Source organism: Pantoea sp. PNA 14-12 (assembly GCF_004364735.1).
Lineage (GTDB): Bacteria > Pseudomonadota > Gammaproteobacteria > Enterobacterales > Enterobacteriaceae > Pantoea > Pantoea stewartii.
Map to the genome: position 1 here is coordinate 563,280 of NZ_SOAJ01000002.1, position 15,320 is coordinate 578,599.

Annotated in this window: 14 protein-coding genes; 3 read left to right on the forward strand and 11 right to left on the reverse strand. The window is 56.5% G+C overall.

What is annotated here, in order from left to right; genetic code table 11:
* Positions 1-10: 10 nt before the first annotated feature.
* Positions 11-889 (reverse strand): 4-hydroxy-tetrahydrodipicolinate synthase, encoded by an 879-nt coding sequence (gene dapA / locus C7434_RS10210; protein WP_033740842.1) that lies wholly within the window; start codon positions 887-889, stop codon positions 11-13.
* Positions 890-1,032: 143 nt separating this feature from the next.
* Between dapA and C7434_RS10215 the strand changes: the two genes are divergently transcribed.
* Positions 1,033-1,614 carry a glycine cleavage system transcriptional repressor gene (locus C7434_RS10215; RefSeq protein ID WP_006120435.1) on the forward strand — a complete coding sequence of 194 codons (582 nt, stop codon included), beginning with the start codon at positions 1,033-1,035 and terminating at the stop codon, positions 1,612-1,614.
* 144 nt (positions 1,615-1,758) lie between these two features.
* Entirely contained in the window at positions 1,759-2,226 is a 468-nt protein-coding gene (gene bcp, locus C7434_RS10220) for a thioredoxin-dependent thiol peroxidase (RefSeq protein WP_006120436.1), read from the forward strand.
* A gap of 37 nt (positions 2,227-2,263) precedes the next feature.
* Here bcp and C7434_RS10225 read toward each other — a convergent pair whose 3' ends face one another.
* The 3 genes from C7434_RS10225 to C7434_RS10235 all read right to left on the reverse strand — a co-directional run bounded on the left by C7434_RS10225 (position 2,264) and on the right by C7434_RS10235 (position 6,898).
* Positions 2,264-3,334, reverse strand: a complete 1,071-nt coding sequence (locus tag C7434_RS10225; protein WP_006120437.1) for an AI-2E family transporter — start codon at positions 3,332-3,334, stop codon at positions 2,264-2,266.
* 197 nt (positions 3,335-3,531) lie between these two features.
* Entirely contained in the window at positions 3,532-5,487 is a 1,956-nt protein-coding gene (locus C7434_RS10230; RefSeq protein ID WP_133745473.1) for a glycoside hydrolase family 127 protein, read from the reverse strand.
* Positions 5,488-5,497: 10 nt separating this feature from the next.
* Complete coding sequence (locus C7434_RS10235; protein WP_133745425.1) at positions 5,498-6,898, reverse strand: MFS transporter; 1,401 nt, start codon at positions 6,896-6,898, stop codon at positions 5,498-5,500.
* Positions 6,899-7,146: 248 nt separating this feature from the next.
* Here C7434_RS10235 and C7434_RS10245 point away from each other — a divergent pair, with 248 nt between their 5' ends.
* Positions 7,147-7,968 (forward strand): AraC family transcriptional regulator, encoded by an 822-nt coding sequence (locus C7434_RS10245; RefSeq protein WP_058701222.1) that lies wholly within the window; start codon positions 7,147-7,149, stop codon positions 7,966-7,968.
* A gap of 67 nt (positions 7,969-8,035) precedes the next feature.
* Here C7434_RS10245 and C7434_RS10250 read toward each other — a convergent pair whose 3' ends face one another.
* The 7 genes from C7434_RS10250 to C7434_RS10280 all read right to left on the reverse strand — a co-directional run bounded on the left by C7434_RS10250 (position 8,036) and on the right by C7434_RS10280 (position 15,314).
* Positions 8,036-9,601 (reverse strand): sensor domain-containing diguanylate cyclase, encoded by a 1,566-nt coding sequence (locus C7434_RS10250; protein WP_033740847.1) that lies wholly within the window; start codon positions 9,599-9,601, stop codon positions 8,036-8,038.
* Positions 9,602-9,755: 154 nt separating this feature from the next.
* Entirely contained in the window at positions 9,756-10,586 is an 831-nt protein-coding gene (locus C7434_RS10255; RefSeq protein WP_133745426.1) for a phosphodiesterase, read from the reverse strand.
* Between the two features lie 11 nt (positions 10,587-10,597).
* Positions 10,598-11,584, reverse strand: a complete 987-nt coding sequence (locus C7434_RS10260; RefSeq protein WP_133745427.1) for an ABC transporter ATP-binding protein — start codon at positions 11,582-11,584, stop codon at positions 10,598-10,600.
* Positions 11,581-12,405, reverse strand: a complete 825-nt coding sequence (locus C7434_RS10265) for an ABC transporter permease (protein WP_133745428.1) — start codon at positions 12,403-12,405, stop codon at positions 11,581-11,583. Before C7434_RS10265 ends, C7434_RS10260 begins: the two co-directional genes overlap by 4 nt.
* Positions 12,402-13,283: an ABC transporter permease gene (locus tag C7434_RS10270; RefSeq protein ID WP_133745429.1), complete on the reverse strand. Its 882-nt coding sequence runs from the start codon at positions 13,281-13,283 to the stop codon at positions 12,402-12,404. The genes C7434_RS10265 and C7434_RS10270 overlap by 4 nt, the downstream gene beginning before the upstream one ends.
* Positions 13,283-14,305 (reverse strand): ABC transporter substrate-binding protein, encoded by a 1,023-nt coding sequence (locus tag C7434_RS10275; RefSeq protein ID WP_133745430.1) that lies wholly within the window; start codon positions 14,303-14,305, stop codon positions 13,283-13,285. Before C7434_RS10275 ends, C7434_RS10270 begins: the two co-directional genes overlap by 1 nt.
* Complete coding sequence (locus tag C7434_RS10280; RefSeq protein WP_006120452.1) at positions 14,289-15,314, reverse strand: substrate-binding domain-containing protein; 1,026 nt, start codon at positions 15,312-15,314, stop codon at positions 14,289-14,291. Before C7434_RS10280 ends, C7434_RS10275 begins: the two co-directional genes overlap by 17 nt.
* Positions 15,315-15,320: the final 6 nt, after the last annotated feature.

The following is a 15,320-nucleotide window of genomic DNA, read 5'->3' on the forward strand; positions in this document are numbered from 1 at the left end:
ACTCCCTAAATTATCGCAAACCCGCTTTCACCAGCGCCTGCTCCACTTTTGGCTGTGCAACCGCCGTCAGTGGCGTCATTGGCAGACGCAGCGTGTCATTAGCGATTAATCCTAGCTGTTTTGCCGCCCATTTAACCGGGATTGGATTAGGTTCACAGAAAAGCGTCTGGTGCAGGTGCATCAGACGCTGATTCAGACGGCGAGCTTCAACGAAATTGCCCTGCTGTGCCAGTTTGCACAGTTCGGCCATTTCGCGTGCTGCTACGTTTGCCGTCACCGAAATGACGCCGTTACCGCCCAGTTGCATAAAGTCCAGTGCGCTGGCGTCGTCGCCACTCACCAGGATGAACGCATCATCAACCAGCTCTTGGATCTGGCTGACACGCGATAAGTTCCCGGTTGCCTCTTTGATTCCGATAATATTTTTGATTTCAGCGAGGCGGGCAACGGTTTCCGGCAACATATCACAACCGGTACGGGAAGGGACGTTATACAGCATCTGCGGCAGGCTGGTGCTCTCGGCAATCGCTTTAAAGTGCTGGTATAAGCCTTCCTGGGTAGGACGATTATAGTAAGGTGTGACCGTCAGGCAGCCAACAACGCCTGAATTTTCAAATCGTTTGGTCAGCGAGATGCCTTCCGCTGTCGCATTGGCGCCGGTGCCGGCAATCACGGGAATACGCCCATCCGCCAGATCCAGGGTTTGCAGCACCACATCACCATGTTCTTCATGGCTCAGGGTGGCTGATTCGCCGGTGGTGCCGACGGAAACGATCGCCGCAGTACCGCTGGCGACATGGTAATCAATCAGTTTTTTCAAACTCGCACGGCAGACATTACCTTTGTCATCCATCGGCGTAACGAGTGCAACAATACTTCCCGTAAACATTGGCGATCCCCTCGACAAACAAGTGCTTCATGGTACGGTTTACACTTAGGGAAAAGCAAGCAAGCTCCGCTATTCCCGCGCTTGTCAGCAGTTTTTTTTATGTTTACCTTATGGTTATTAGCAAATGCACAGGGAATCCTATTTTGTCGCAATCTCAACCCCATCACTTGGTGATCACCGCTCTGGGTGTTGACCGTCCGGGTATCGTTAATACGATTACTCGCCACGTCAGCAGTTGCGGTTGCAACATCGAAGACAGTCGCCTTGCCATGCTTGGGGATGAATTCACGTTCATTATGCTGCTGTCCGGCAGCTGGAACGCGATCACGCTGATTGAGTCCACGCTCCCGCTCAAAGGCGCAGAGCTGGAACTGCTGATCGTGATGAAGCGTACGCACGCTACCGCACGCCCTCCGATGCCCGACACGGCCTTTATCCAGGTCGAGGTAGCTGACTCACCGCATATCATTGAGCGCTTTACGGATCTCACCGATAAGCACCAGATGAACATTGCGGAACTGGTTTCACGTATTCAGCCTGCTCAACACGGCAAGCCCGCCACACTCTATATTCAGATGACGGCACACAGCCCGACGCGCAGCGACGGCCCGGCATTTGAACTGGCGTTTAATGCGTTATGTCAGGAACTGAATGCACAGGGTTCGTTACGGCTTTACAGTCTGAGCGATGCGGACACCCACGAACTGGTTGTACCCGGCAGGTAAAGACGAGCGCCTCGCAGACTGTTCTGCTACGTTAAAAGTACGGTCAGGTGAGGAAACCGTCTGAAATTGATAATTTTCCATTTGGCTGTTTCTCGCCTCATGGTGTATTAACCACAGCATGAACCGAAAAAATGGAGAGATGTGATGAATCCACTGAAAGCCGGTGATACCGCACCGAAATTTAGCTTGCCCGATCAGGATGGCGAACAAGTGAATTTAGCCGATTTCCAGGGTCAGCGCGTTCTGGTCTACTTTTACCCTAAAGCCATGACGCCAGGCTGTACCGTTCAGGCATGTGGTCTGCGTGACAACATGGATGAGCTAAAAAAGGCGGGCGTTGAAGTCCTGGGAATCAGTACGGATAAACCGGAAAAGCTGTCACGTTTTGCAGAAAAAGAGCTGCTTAACTTCACGCTGCTGTCGGACGAAGATCACCAGGTATGCCAGCAGTTTGGCGTCTGGGGTGAAAAAACCTTTATGGGTAAAACCTACGACGGCATCCACCGCATCAGTTTCCTGGTCGATGCCAACGGCAAGATTGAAAAAGTGTTCGACGATTTCAAAACGTCCAATCACCACGACATCGTGATGGACTATCTTAAGTCTGCATGAGCCTCTCAGGGCGCGGTGAAAACCGCGCCCTGATTGTTTACCGACTCAGCGTTTCGTCAAGCGTGGCATCCGGCCAGGCATGCACCACCGCCTTCACCAGCGTGGCGAGCGGAATCGCAAAAAATACGCCCCAGAAGCCCCATAACCCACCAAAGATCACCACGGATAATATAATCACCAGCGGATGCAAATTAACCGCTTCGGAGAACAACACCGGAACTAACACATTGCCGTCCAGCGCCTGGATGACCAGGTAGACGGTCAGCAATGTCCAGAATTCCGTGCCCAGCCCCCACTGAAACAGGGCGACGCCAATGACCGGTATCGTTACCAGCATGGCGCCAATATAGGGAATCAGGACCGATATGCCCACCAGCACCGCCAGCAGAAGAGAGTAATTGAGACCGAGATACAGAAACGCCAGCCAGCTGGCGATGCCGACGACGATCATCTCCAGCACCTTGCCACGAATATAGTTGGTGATTTGCTGATTCATTTCCTGCCACACCTCGGCGGCCAGACCACGGTTTCGCGGCAGAACACGTCGCACGGCGTTCAGCATCTGGTCTTTGTCTTTCAGCAGAAAGAACACCATCAGGGGCACCAGCACCAGATAAATCATCAGCGTCATCAACCCGACCAGCGAGGCCAGTGAGTATTTCACCAGTGAGTCACCCACGCCGCTCAGACGACCACGCAGGTTCTCGACAATCACATCAATAATGCCGGCATCGACCAGCGCCGGGAAACGTCGGGGCAAACCGGCCGCGTAGAGATAGAGCTTGTTGAGCATGTTAGGCAGATCCCGCGTCAGGTTAATGCCCTGCTGCCACGCTACAGGCGCGACGATCAGCACTAACACCAGCAGGATGCCGGCAAACAGCACCAACACAATGCTGGTGGCCCAGCTGCGCGTGCAGCCAATACGTTGCAGGCGCACGGTTGGCCACTCAAGCAGATAAGCAAGAACCACGGCCACCAGCAACGGTGCCAGCAGGCCACTCAGGAAGAACAGAATGCAAAATCCCGCCAGCAGAATCACCAGCAGGCCAATCGCCTGTGGGTCGCTAAAACGGCGTTTGTACCATTGAATCAATAAAGCCAGCATGCCGTTGGGTCCATGACGTCATAAGGGGCCACGATTGTACCGGATATTTGGGGGCTGAAAAGGCGCGAAAACCGCGCTGACGAAAAATCCTCGCCGCTGGCGGCAGATCGTTGAACACCGCAGACGCTACGAATCAGATCGCGCCTGCGGCAATTCAGACCGGGCACCGGGCCCGGCTGCTGGCAGAGATGACGCCGTTAGGCCTCATTCACCCAGATACGCATCTCCCCTTCTCCGCGATTGGCCCAACAGAACCAGGGAATAAAGGTTAAGGTCTGGGGTTGCGCCAGCGCAGGTGCCTGATCGTAATGCCACAGCAGCTGTTGCTCAGGTTCACCCGCCGCTTTTCTGATCCCTTCCGCCTGAATCAGCACCTTGTGCGCAAAAACCCCCTTACCTTCAAAGGTGCGGAATGTCGCCGACGCAGGCAGCCACAGATTATGTAACTGCTCGCCGTTATCCGCCTGTTCCAGGCAATAGATCAAGGGCCCGCGCTGAACGGCCACTTTGCCCGCCACATGGCGCACCAGCGGATTGCCGTAAACCCGGCGCACCGGCATGGGCAGGGTTAACGTTACCGTATCGCCTTCCTGCCAGTGACGGGTCAGATACAGGTAACCTTTGCGCGCCGCCTCATTCACGTCCGTCCCGTTACAGGTAATCTGCGGCGACGCACACCAGTCGGGCAGGCGCAAGGCCAGCGTATGGTTCACAGGCTGGGTGGAATCGATGGTGATTGTGACGGTTTCCTGCCAGGGAAGATTACCGCTGATCCGCAGGCCCAACGTTTGATTGCCAACCGGGATCTCGACCCGGTTACCAATATAGAGATTGATAAACAGCGCATCCTCGCGCGGCGTATAAATATAGTGGCCGAGAGAGGTCAGCAAACGGGCGATATTGGGTGGGCAGCAGGCACAGCCGAACCAGCGCTGACGAACCGGTTTCACATGATCGTAAATATGATTAAAAGGCAGGCTTTTCGGATGGACTTCCAGCGGATTGACGTAAAAGAAATGTTTTCCGTCCAGCGCCATACCACCCAGTACTGTGTTATACAGGGCGCGCTCCATGACATCGGCGTACTGGCTGTCCGCTTCCATTTCCAGCATGCGACGGGCAAACATCATCAGCCCAATCGAGGCACAGCTTTCGGCATAAACCGTATCGTTCGGTAAGTCGTAATCGCTACTGAACGCTTCACCGCTGCTCTGCGAACCGATGCCGCCGGTAATATAGAGCTGTCGCTGCGCCATGTTGTGCCACAGACGCAGACAGTCCTGTCGTTTCGATTCATCCTGGCTCAGCCGTGCGAGGTGCGCGACACCGGTCATCAGATAGACAAAGCGCACGGCGTGCCCCACCGCCTGCTGCTGTTCCGCAAGAGGTTGGTGCGCCTGGCTGTAAGCCTTGTCCTTGATCATCCACGCGGGCCCATAGGTGTGCCAGTACGACGTCTGACCACGCTTCTGGTACTCATCATCATAGAAGTGCGGCTGCGTTCCCCGCTGCGTGACAAAATAGTCGGCCAGCGCCATGTAGCGCGGCTCCTGGGTTACGTCATACAGCCGCATCAGCGCCAGTTCGATCTCCGGGTGACCAGGATAACCGTGCAGCTGCTGCTCGCCGGGGCCAAACACGCTGTCGATGTGATCGGCGAGTTTGCACACCACCGCCAGCAGTCGTCGTTTGCCGGTGGCCTGAAAAAACGCTACGCCCGCCTCAATCATATGTCCGGCGCAGTAGAGCTCATGACACTCGGCCAGATTCGTCCAGCGATCCTGCGGGGCTTTTACCGTAAAGTAGGTGTTGAGATAGCCATCCTCACATTGCGCCGCCGCGACCAGCTCTATGACCTCATCGGCGGTCTTCTCCAGCTCAGCATCCGGCTTCTGGCACAGTGACCAGGCCACGGCTTCCAGCCACTTTGCCACGTCGCTGTCCTGGAACACCATCCCATAGAATTCGCCCGTCTGCTGGCCCGCCGCAATGCGGAAATTAGCTATGGCATGGCTCGGTTCGGCGTCGTCAATACGATTGTTAAGCGCGGCCCATTGATAAGGGATCACCACGTCCCGCACCAGATGCTGATACTGACCAAGAAACGGATCGTGAATCTGGAGCTTATGCAGATCGACTTCATTTACAGACATCATGCTCTCCTTAAGACTGGACATGGCGAATACGCAGGTCATGCGAAATCTGCGTCATCATCGGGTTAGTCAGCTTGCAGGCACGGACGGCAAAGGCCAGCAGCAGGTGAAAGAGGGCCGGTAACAGCGTTTCCATGGCGGTAATCGCATGCAGCGAAGCCGGGGTTTGATTGCCTGTGCCCGGTTTATAGGCCACCGCAATAAACAGCAGGCTGATGATGACGGCACTGGATGCCCATGCCAGCTTGATAAAGAACAGGTTAAAGGCGAAATTCATGCCCGATGACCGGACGCCGTTTTTCCACTCGCCATAGTCATCGGCAAAGGCCATCAGGGCGAAGTGCAGCGGCAGGGTAAACCCAAGAATGACACCATTACTCAGAATGACCACCAGCCAGAGACTCTGCCACGCCGGCCCAACCGGCAGAAACCACATGCACAGCGCCACCGCCGCCAGCACGATATTGGTCCAGAAGTAAAGCCGGACGGTATCAATGCGTCTGGAAAGCGGATTCACGATGAACGAGCCCAAAATGGAGGCTAAGGTCACCATGGTAAAAAACAGGGAGGTATAGGCCGTGCTTCCCTGAAGGACATAGGTAATGAAGTACATGTAGCCGCCGCCGCGGATGTTGAAGACGTTAATCAGCAAAAAAGAAATCAGCAGCATCAGTAACAACTGATCGTTTTTGCGTAACCCGGCCAGATGTTCCCGCAGGGTGAACTTGCCCAACGTATCCAGCGGTACGCGCTCACGCACCCAGAAGAAACAGCACAGAAACATCACCACCGCCAGTCCGCACAGGATCCCGACCCCTGCGCGATAGCCGAGCACCGCGTTTCCTTTTCCCAGTTCAGCGACCAGCCACGGCAGCCCTACTGAGACCAGAAAGCCAGCCACACCACACAATACAAAGCGCCAGGACTGACAGGACAACACTTCCGAGTGGCGCGTCGTCATGGTGTTAATCAGCGCGCAATAGGGCACATTGATGGCGGTATAGCTGAGTGAGAGCAGCAGATAGGTCGCAAAGGCCCAGACCAGTTTCATGTCCATGCTAAGCGCGGGCGCGGTGAAAGTCAGCGTGCCAATAATCCCGACAGGCAGGGCTATCCACAGTTGCCAGGGACGAAAGCGGCCCCACCGGCTGTGCGTGCGGTCCGCTATCACGCCCATCACCGGATCCGATATCGCATCAAAAATGCGCAGCACCATAAACAGCGTACCGACCAGCGCTGGCGTTAAGCCAAACACATCGGTATAGAAAAAGGTTAGAAAATTCGTTATCAGGCAGGTAATGACGGTGCCACCGGCGTCACCCAGTCCGTAGCCGATTTTTTCACGCAGGGACAGTATCTGCTGTGTGTTCGACTGCGCCAGTGTGTTCTGTTCAAGTGTCGTAGACGTCATAAAGTCTTCCTCATGCAGGACAGAGAGGGTTGCCCGCTTTATAACGGGCTTATCGGTGTTTTGGCGCCTTACCCGATGTATTCTGTCAGGAATCGGCTAACCCACAAGAGAACGAAAAAGTATAAAAAAGGGAGGATTCCGACCTGAGCGTTAAACTGTGAGCTGGATCAGACATGGCGGCTATTTTTAGTTAATAATCAGGGAGAAGAGTCTAAAAAACGCTATCAGCAGCGGGAAAAGGCATCATGATGTTCGACTTAACCATCGCGTTTCCGGTTCGGGTGCAAAACGGCGGTCTGTTTATTTCGCGCGGGACAGGGTCACATCCGGCGCGCAGACTGACCTCCTGGGAAATTATTTTCGTTGAGCGTGGGCAACTCACTATCCGTGAGGACGACGTGCTGTTTCGCGTGACGGCGGGAGAAAGTTTACTGCTCAGGCCCGGGCACTGGCATGTGGGAGAAGGCGTATTTCCGCCTGATCTGAAATTTTACTGGCTGCATTTCGACTGGTTGAAACATCCTGTACCGCAGACAACGTTACACCAGAGCCTGCTGCACCTTCCTCAACATACGCGCGTAGGCGATCCGGCTTATGTCATTGCCCTGTTCCGGCAGTTTCTCAGTGAACAGCAGAATATTCACCGTAGCGTGGCGCTGGAGTGTATTTTACTGCTTATCCTGCAGCAGCTTACCGTCCCGGCCATGCAAGAGAACACCGTTGACAGCCCCGGTGCCGATCTGGCCTGGAAGGCGAATCAGCTGATTCGCACGCAGTATCATTTGCCCCTGTCCACCTCGGGTCTGGCGAAAACGCTGCACTGTAATGCTGATTACCTTGGGCGGGTTTACCGGCGCGTTTTCCGCTTAACGCTGACGGAAGCCATTCACCGCCAGCGTATCGTCATGGCAGAAAAATTGCTGACCGGGGATTCCCTCTCGTTAACCGATGTGGCGCGTCAGTGTGGCTTTAATGATGTCGGATACTTTCGCCAGATTTTTCGCAAGCTAACGGGCTTAACGCCCGCCAGCTGGAAGCGACGCTACTGCCGGGAACATATCAATTCCTGAACGCAGCCCTGCTGCATCGGGCACCGTTTCTGCCTTCAGAGGATGAAAGGGGTGCGCCGCTTTCGCGCTATTTCGCGACGACAGTGCAGTTACGTCCTGCGTTTTTGGCCTGATAGAGCGCATCGTCGGCACGCTTCAGACTGGTTTCCAGCGGCACGCGGCGTGCACTCCATTCGGCCACGCCAATTGAGAGCGTGATATTGCCGACATTTTCCACCGCCTCGCCTGCGATGCTCAGACGTATGCGCTCAGCGATGGCCTCGGCGTCGGCCAGACTGGTATCCGGTAACAGCATCAGGAACTCTTCCCCGCCGTTACGGCTGACAATATCCTGCTTTCTGGCGCTTTGCTGGAGCGTTCTGGCCACCTGCTGGATCACCCGGTCGCCGACGTCATGGCCCCAGTTATCGTTAACGTTTTTGAAATGATCGATATCCAGTGCCAGCACGGCAAAAGGCTGTTGCAGCGTCTGGAAATAATCGAGCACGGCATTCAGGCCACGTCGGTTGAGGAGCTGAGTCAGCGGATCGGTTTGTGCCTCAGAACTCAGACGGCCAATCTTATCCTGCACCAGCCCGATACCGGTCAGCAGGGCACGTTTCACCTGCGCCGCCTCAAAATACCAGGCATGAATGCCGCCGATATCGTTGGTGGCGCTCTGACCATCAATCTTGCTGGCTTTGCGGGCCAGTTGCCAGAGCGGCATAGCGATCATCCGGGCCAGAATCACCGCCACCAGCAAGGTCAGAAGCGCGAAGGGAACCGAGTGTTTCAGGACTTTAAGTATCAGACCCGACAGCGGTTGCAACGTCGCGTCTACCGGTTTTAGCGCCACGACCATCCAGCCCGTGGTCGGAACGATGGCATAGCCCGCCAGCCGGGTGGGTTTGTCGGTTTCCGTTAACACCAGTGAACCGTTGTCTTTTTCCTGCCGTTCGCGGTCGCTCAACAGCGGCGGTATGGTTTTGCCAACCAGTTGCCGGTTCTGGTGATAGAGCACCTGATTATTGCTGTCGAGCACAAAGACGCTGGTGCCGTCCCGGTAAAACTGTTCACCCAGCAGGGCATTCAGAATGCTTTTCTTTTTCAGGTAAATGGTGCCGCCGACATAACCGAGATAGTGTCCCTGACTGTTCCAGATGGGCCATGAGACAAAGATAAGCAGGTTATTGGCGGCGGAAACCGTGGGCTTGCTGATCATGGGCTGCCGGGTTTGCAGCGCTTCACGTGACGCATCACTGGTCAGATGCATGCCGGTCAGGGTCAGCGACTCCGGCGAGATGGCCCGCACCGTACCGTTTTCATCCACGACGGCCACCGAGTTAAAACTGTCCGTCTGCTCGCGCAGGCGATTCACTTCCGTTTTTAACAGTTCTTCGTTATCGAAATCCTTTCCCAGTACATTGGCACTAAAGTGCAACTGTGACTGCGCCAGACGAAAAAAAACCTCACTGGTCGAGGCCAGCTTAGCCGCGTAGGCGCGGTTGGCTTCCAGCGTACTGTCGATCAGCACCATGCGCTGCACGCGCCATGTGGCATATAAATTATTGGCCAGTGTGATGACGATGCTGATGATGACCAGCAGCGCAATAAGCGTGCGTAAGTCAGCTCTTGGACGGAAATTCATTAACATGGCGTTGACGCCACAGTGCGAAAATTCATTGTGCTGTGCCTGGCTCTGTTGTTTTTATCATATCGCGGTTCTACAGCCTGTAAGTCTACACGCTGTAGGACATTTTGAGCAGGCTTAAGCACAGTACAGTTCAAAAAATCGCCCTGACGCGCATTTAATCGATTAAACCGTTTTCGTCATAGAAGGGCCAGGGGCCGTCGTAGTCGCCGATTGCGCACTGGTGGGTGGTCATGCCCTGCTCCCGTTGCCAGCGATGCAGCAAAAACCCCGCCGGTTCCAGCACAAAATTGGCCGGGCCATCCGGTTGCAGATCCAGCGCAACCTGGTGAGAAACGCCGGGCGCAATACAGGCCAGCGTGCCGGCAAACCGCGTCTGAACAGCCCGATGTACATGCCCACACAGTACCCGTTCAACCTGGGGATGGCGGGCAATAATCGCCGCCAGTGCTTCGGGCTGACGTAATCGCTGACGGTCCATATGATCAATACCGCAGACAAACGGCGGATGGTGCAGCATCACCAATGTGGGCATGTCTGGTGACGCAGTGAGTGCGTCATCCAGCCAGCGAAGCTGCCGATCATCAAGTTCGCCCCATGGCTGGTGCGGCACGCTGGAATCCAGCGCCAGTAGCTGGACGCCCCTGACGATAAGCCGCCAGTTGAGCGTCGGGCCCTGTTGCAGATAAGTGTGATCGGGAAACGCGGCCCGCAGGGCCTGGCGGTCGTCATGATTACCTGCCATCAGGTAAAAGGGCCGTTCCAGCCCCTCCAGCGCCTGGCGCAGCGTCTGGTACTCTGCGGCGGTGCCGAAATCCACCAGGTCACCGGTAATCACGACCACGTCAGGACGCGGTTGCAGTGCATTCAGCGTGGCGATGGCCCGCAGTAACGCCGTGTGCGTATCGACTTTCTTATAAGACAAACGCCCCTGCGCTTTAATATGTAAGTCACTGATCTGTGCGATCAGCGTAGGATTAGCGGACACTCTTTCACTCCTTAAGCGGTAAATTCCAGCGCGGCCTGCCCGACCAGTGACCAGCTGATACGCTGCCCGGCATGCCAGTTTTCGCGCGCGTGACGCTCGACCTGGATGGGCTTATCCAGGCCAATATCGATCTGCAGGCGTTGAGAGGCACCGAGAAAGGTGCTGGCGACGATACAGCCGTGTCGGGCATAGCGCCCCGCTTCTGCCAGCAGGACATCCTCTGGACGACAGAATCTCACCGGCTGCCCCTGCTCATCGGTTTCAATGCAGTTAATCGCGCCCACGAAGTCCGCCACAAAGCGCGAAGCCGGACGCTGATAAATGGCCTGCGGCGTCGCAATCTGGACCAGGCGGCCCTGCTCCATGACCGCAATACGGTCGCCCAGTGCCATGGCTTCCTGCTGATCGTGCGTCACATAGACGGCGGTAATCGCCAGCTTTTTCAGCAGATCGCCGATGTCTGCGCGCAGGCGTTCGCGCAGTTTGGCGTCCAGCGCCGCCAGCGGCTCATCAAAGAGCAACACTTTAGGCCGGGCCGCCAGGGCTCTTGCCAGCGCAACGCGCTGCTTCTGACCACCAGAGAGTTTATCGATATGGCGCTGGGCCAGTGCAGTCAGATCGACCAGTTCCAGCATCTCCTGGACTCGTGCCTCGCGTTCGGCACGCGGGATGCCCTGCACTTTCAGGCCGTAGGCCACGTTCTGCGCCACGTTGAGATTGGGAAACAGCGCATAGTTTTGGAACACCATCCCGACGTTACGTTTTTCAATCGGCAAATCGGTCACGTTGCGATCGTCAAACCAGACTTCACCCGGCGCATCGGTACGCTCCAGGCCACTGATAATGCGCAACGTCGTGGTTTTGCCACAGCCCGATGGCCCCAGCAGCACCAGGGTTTCGCCAGCGTGCACGCTGAGATCCAGAGGATGCAGCGCCTGGTGATGCGCAAAACGGCGCGCGCAGCCGCGCAACGTAACGTTAACAGCATCGTTATTCATGCCTTTTCCTCGCTGAGTGGCTGACGTGACTGACGTGACTGACGTTCAAGCCAGTGATTACAGGCGTTAAGCATCAGCAGCAGGGGTAAAATCATTAAAATGAAGATCAAGGTGTACGCCGAGCCGACTTCCAGCCGCATGGAGGCATAGCTGTCGGCCAGGCCCACAGGCAGCGTTTTGGTCAGCGGTGTATGTAACATCCAGGTAATATTGAATTCGCCGACCGACAGCGTCGTCACCATAAAAGCCCCGGCAAGAATGCCGTTACGGCAGTTGGGAACCACCACGGTGAAAAAACGCTGCCAGAAGCCTGCCCCCAGGCTGGCGGCTGCCTCTTCCAGTCGGGGCAACTGGATAGCCTGCATCACGGCCAGAACCGGGCGAATCATAAACGGCAGCGTAAACAGCACATGGCCAATCAGGATAAAGACCCAACTGTCGCGCAGGCCGGAAAACTGGCCGTACAGCAGGATAATCCCCAGCGCCGTCGCCAGGCCCGGTAGCGCCACGGGCAGCATCAGGCACTCTTCAATACGTGACGACCAGCGCGACGGCGACTTGAGTAATCCCCAGGCGGCGGGCACGCCGACAACCATCGTGACAAGCAAACAGCTCACCGCGATCATCAGCGACAGCCAAAACGTGTCGCTGTACATGTCCCACACCTGTTCAACCCACTTCAACGTCAGCCCGCTACGCAGGCCGACAAAGTCGTTTTGCGTGACGCCCGCCAGCATGGATAACACCACCGGCACAATCATGAACAGGGCGGTCAGCGTCGTGATCGCGATTTGCAGCCAGAACAGTCCACGCCGTTTCATGAGGTCTTCTCCTCCCGGGATTGGGTCAGTACACGTGCCAGCATCAATCCCAGCCAGGCCACCGCGCCCATGACCACCGACAGCGCCGCCGCCGTGGCGAAGTTGGCATAGTTAGTAAACTCGCCGTAAATCGTGAGTGGCAGTACGCTCAGGTCGGTGCCCAGCGTAAAGGCGGTGCCGAATGCGCCCATACTGGTGGCAAAACACAGCGCACCGCTGGAGAGCAGTGCCGGTTTCAGACCCGGCACAATCACGTCACAAATAATGCGCCACTGGCTGGCGCCCAATGAGCGGGCGGCCTCCTCCAGCGAACGATCCAGTTTTTCACTGGCGGCGACCAGCGTGACAATGGCACGGGGCAGTGAAAAGTAGAGATAGCCAATAAACAGCCCCGTAAGCGAGTAGGCCAGCGTCCAGCGTTCATGAACCAGTTGCATACTGATCTGCGCCAGCACGCCCTGCCGTCCCGCCAGCATCACCACTAAAAATCCGACCACCACGCCGGGGAACGCCAGGGGGAACGTGAGCAACGCCAGTAAGGTGCCGCGCCCGGCGAAGCGCTGGCGAGCCAGAAAACAGCCCACCACGCTGGCAATCGCGAGCGTGACCAGTGTGACCGCCAGCGACAACAGGACGGTGTTAAACAGGCTTTGCAGATACTGGGGCTGGGTAATCACTGTCCAGTAACCACTGTGCCGGGTGCTGCGATCCGACGTCATGCCCATCTGTAATAAACGGGCAAAAGGCAACAGCCAGAAGGCGGCAAAAAACAGTAAGGCCGGCAGCAGCATCCATGGCCAGTTGGCCCCCTGCTCACGTCGGCGAGACCGGTGGCGCGAGGCCACCGGTAAACCGCTGCGGGCATTCGACAAGGCCATTACCGAATCTCACTCAAATAACGGGCAGAGAAGGCTTTCTGTGCATCAGCCATCTGCTGGTAGTCAACAGTATGGGCGCGCGCGTAATCGCTGTCGGGCAGGAAGCGCTTTTTAGCCTCTGCGGACATCGCAGAAGGCCGCACCGGGCGCAGATAGGCGTTAGCCCAAATCGCCTGCCCTTTATCCGACAGCACGTAGTCCATCACTTTCTTGCCATTGGCAGCATGCGGGGCGTTTTTTACCAGACTGATGACGTAAGGCACCGTCACCGTGCCTTCCTGAGGAATGACAAAGACGACGTTGGCGTGATCTTTATACTTCGCGCGATAGGCATTGAAGTCGTAATCCAGCAAAATCGGGATTTCGCCAGAGATAAGGCGGGCATAGGCGGTTTGTTTAGGCACAATCGGCTTGTTGGCCTGCAGCTTTTTGAACCACGTCAGCGCGGGGGTAAAATCCTGCATCGTGCCCCCTTTCGCCTGGTTCACCGCCACGGCGGCGACATAACCGACAAACGCACTGGCGGGATCCAGATAACCCACCATGCCTTTGTATTCTGGCTTCAGCAGGTCGTCCCAGGACGTCGGCACCGGCGCGCCGCCCAGGGCATCGACGTTAACCATAAACCCCATGGTGCCAGAGTGCAGCGCGACCCACTTACCCTGTGGGTCTTTCATCCCTGCCGGAACCTGATCCCAGTTGGCGGGTTTGTAGTCGGTCACCACGCCCGCCTGTGCCGCCTGAATCCCAAAACTGACACCGTAATACACCACATCGGCGACGGGGTTATTTTTTTCGGCGACGAGCTGCGCCAGGGCCTGGCCGGAGTTTTTATTATCCTGCGGCACGACAATACCGGTGTCTTTTTTGATCGCCTGGAGCTGTGTCGCCCAGTCCGCCCATTCCGGTGGGCAGTTGTAGCAAATCGCATTCTCCTCGGCCTTCGCCAGCGGGCTGGATAATGCACAGGCGGTAAGCAACGCCGCGCTGGCAAACAGCGCAATTTTATTGTGTGTAGACATGATGTTTTCCTGATGTTGAAGAATGAAAAATTGCCGCGATGCTCTCGCCTGAACGCAGGTGGTGGTCCAGTAAGCGCGAAGCCTCAGCAGACGAATCGAGAAGCATATCGATGGCGCAGGCACCCAACCGCTCGCTGGGCTGCACCACGCTGGCCAGTGAAGGCGAAAGCTGTTCACCGATGGCAATACCATCGAAGCCCATAACTGACAGCTGTTGCGGTACGTTAATGCCTGCACGCGCGGCCGCCCCCATCAGGCTGATGGCCAGGAGGTCGTTACTGCAAATTACGGCGGTCAGCGGATCGCTGCCCGTCATCAACGGTAAAAAGGGATCGAACAGGGCGTGAATGTGGCTGGGCATATCAACCAGCGCGCTGGGCGTAAAGCCTGCCTGCTGCATCGCATCGCAATAGCCGAGGTAGCGCTGACGTGCACGGTCAGACTGCAACATCGGCCCTGCCGCCATGACAATATGCCGATGGCCCAGCGCGATCAGGTGCGCAGTGGCTTCTGCCATTGCCCGGCGGTTATCCACACAGACGCTGCGCCAGGCGGTGTTCTGCGGCATGTTATGCGCCAGAACGAAAGGCATGCGGGCTTCAGCCAGGGTGGGTAATACGGCGCTGCTGTCAGCATCTGACACGGTCAGGACCATCCCTGCTACGCGCTGACGCAGCATGTGTTCAACGATCGCCGCCTCACGTTCTGGCTGATAATCCGTTGTCGCGACCAGCAGGCCATAACCCGCCAGCCGGGCCTGGTGCTCCATCGCCTGAAGCTGTAACGCAAACACCGGGTTACTGAGTGATGGCAGCAGTACGCCCAGAGTGGTCGAACTCTGCGTGCGGAGCTGGCGCGCAATATGGTTGGGGCGAAAACCCAGTGCTTCCGAGGCATCCAGCACCTTTTTCAGCGTGCCGGGTTTAAGCAGATGGGGATCGGAAAAGGCACGTGCGGCTGTGGCGCGCGAAACCCCAGCCCGTTCTGCCACACGAATTAAGTCACTCATTTCACC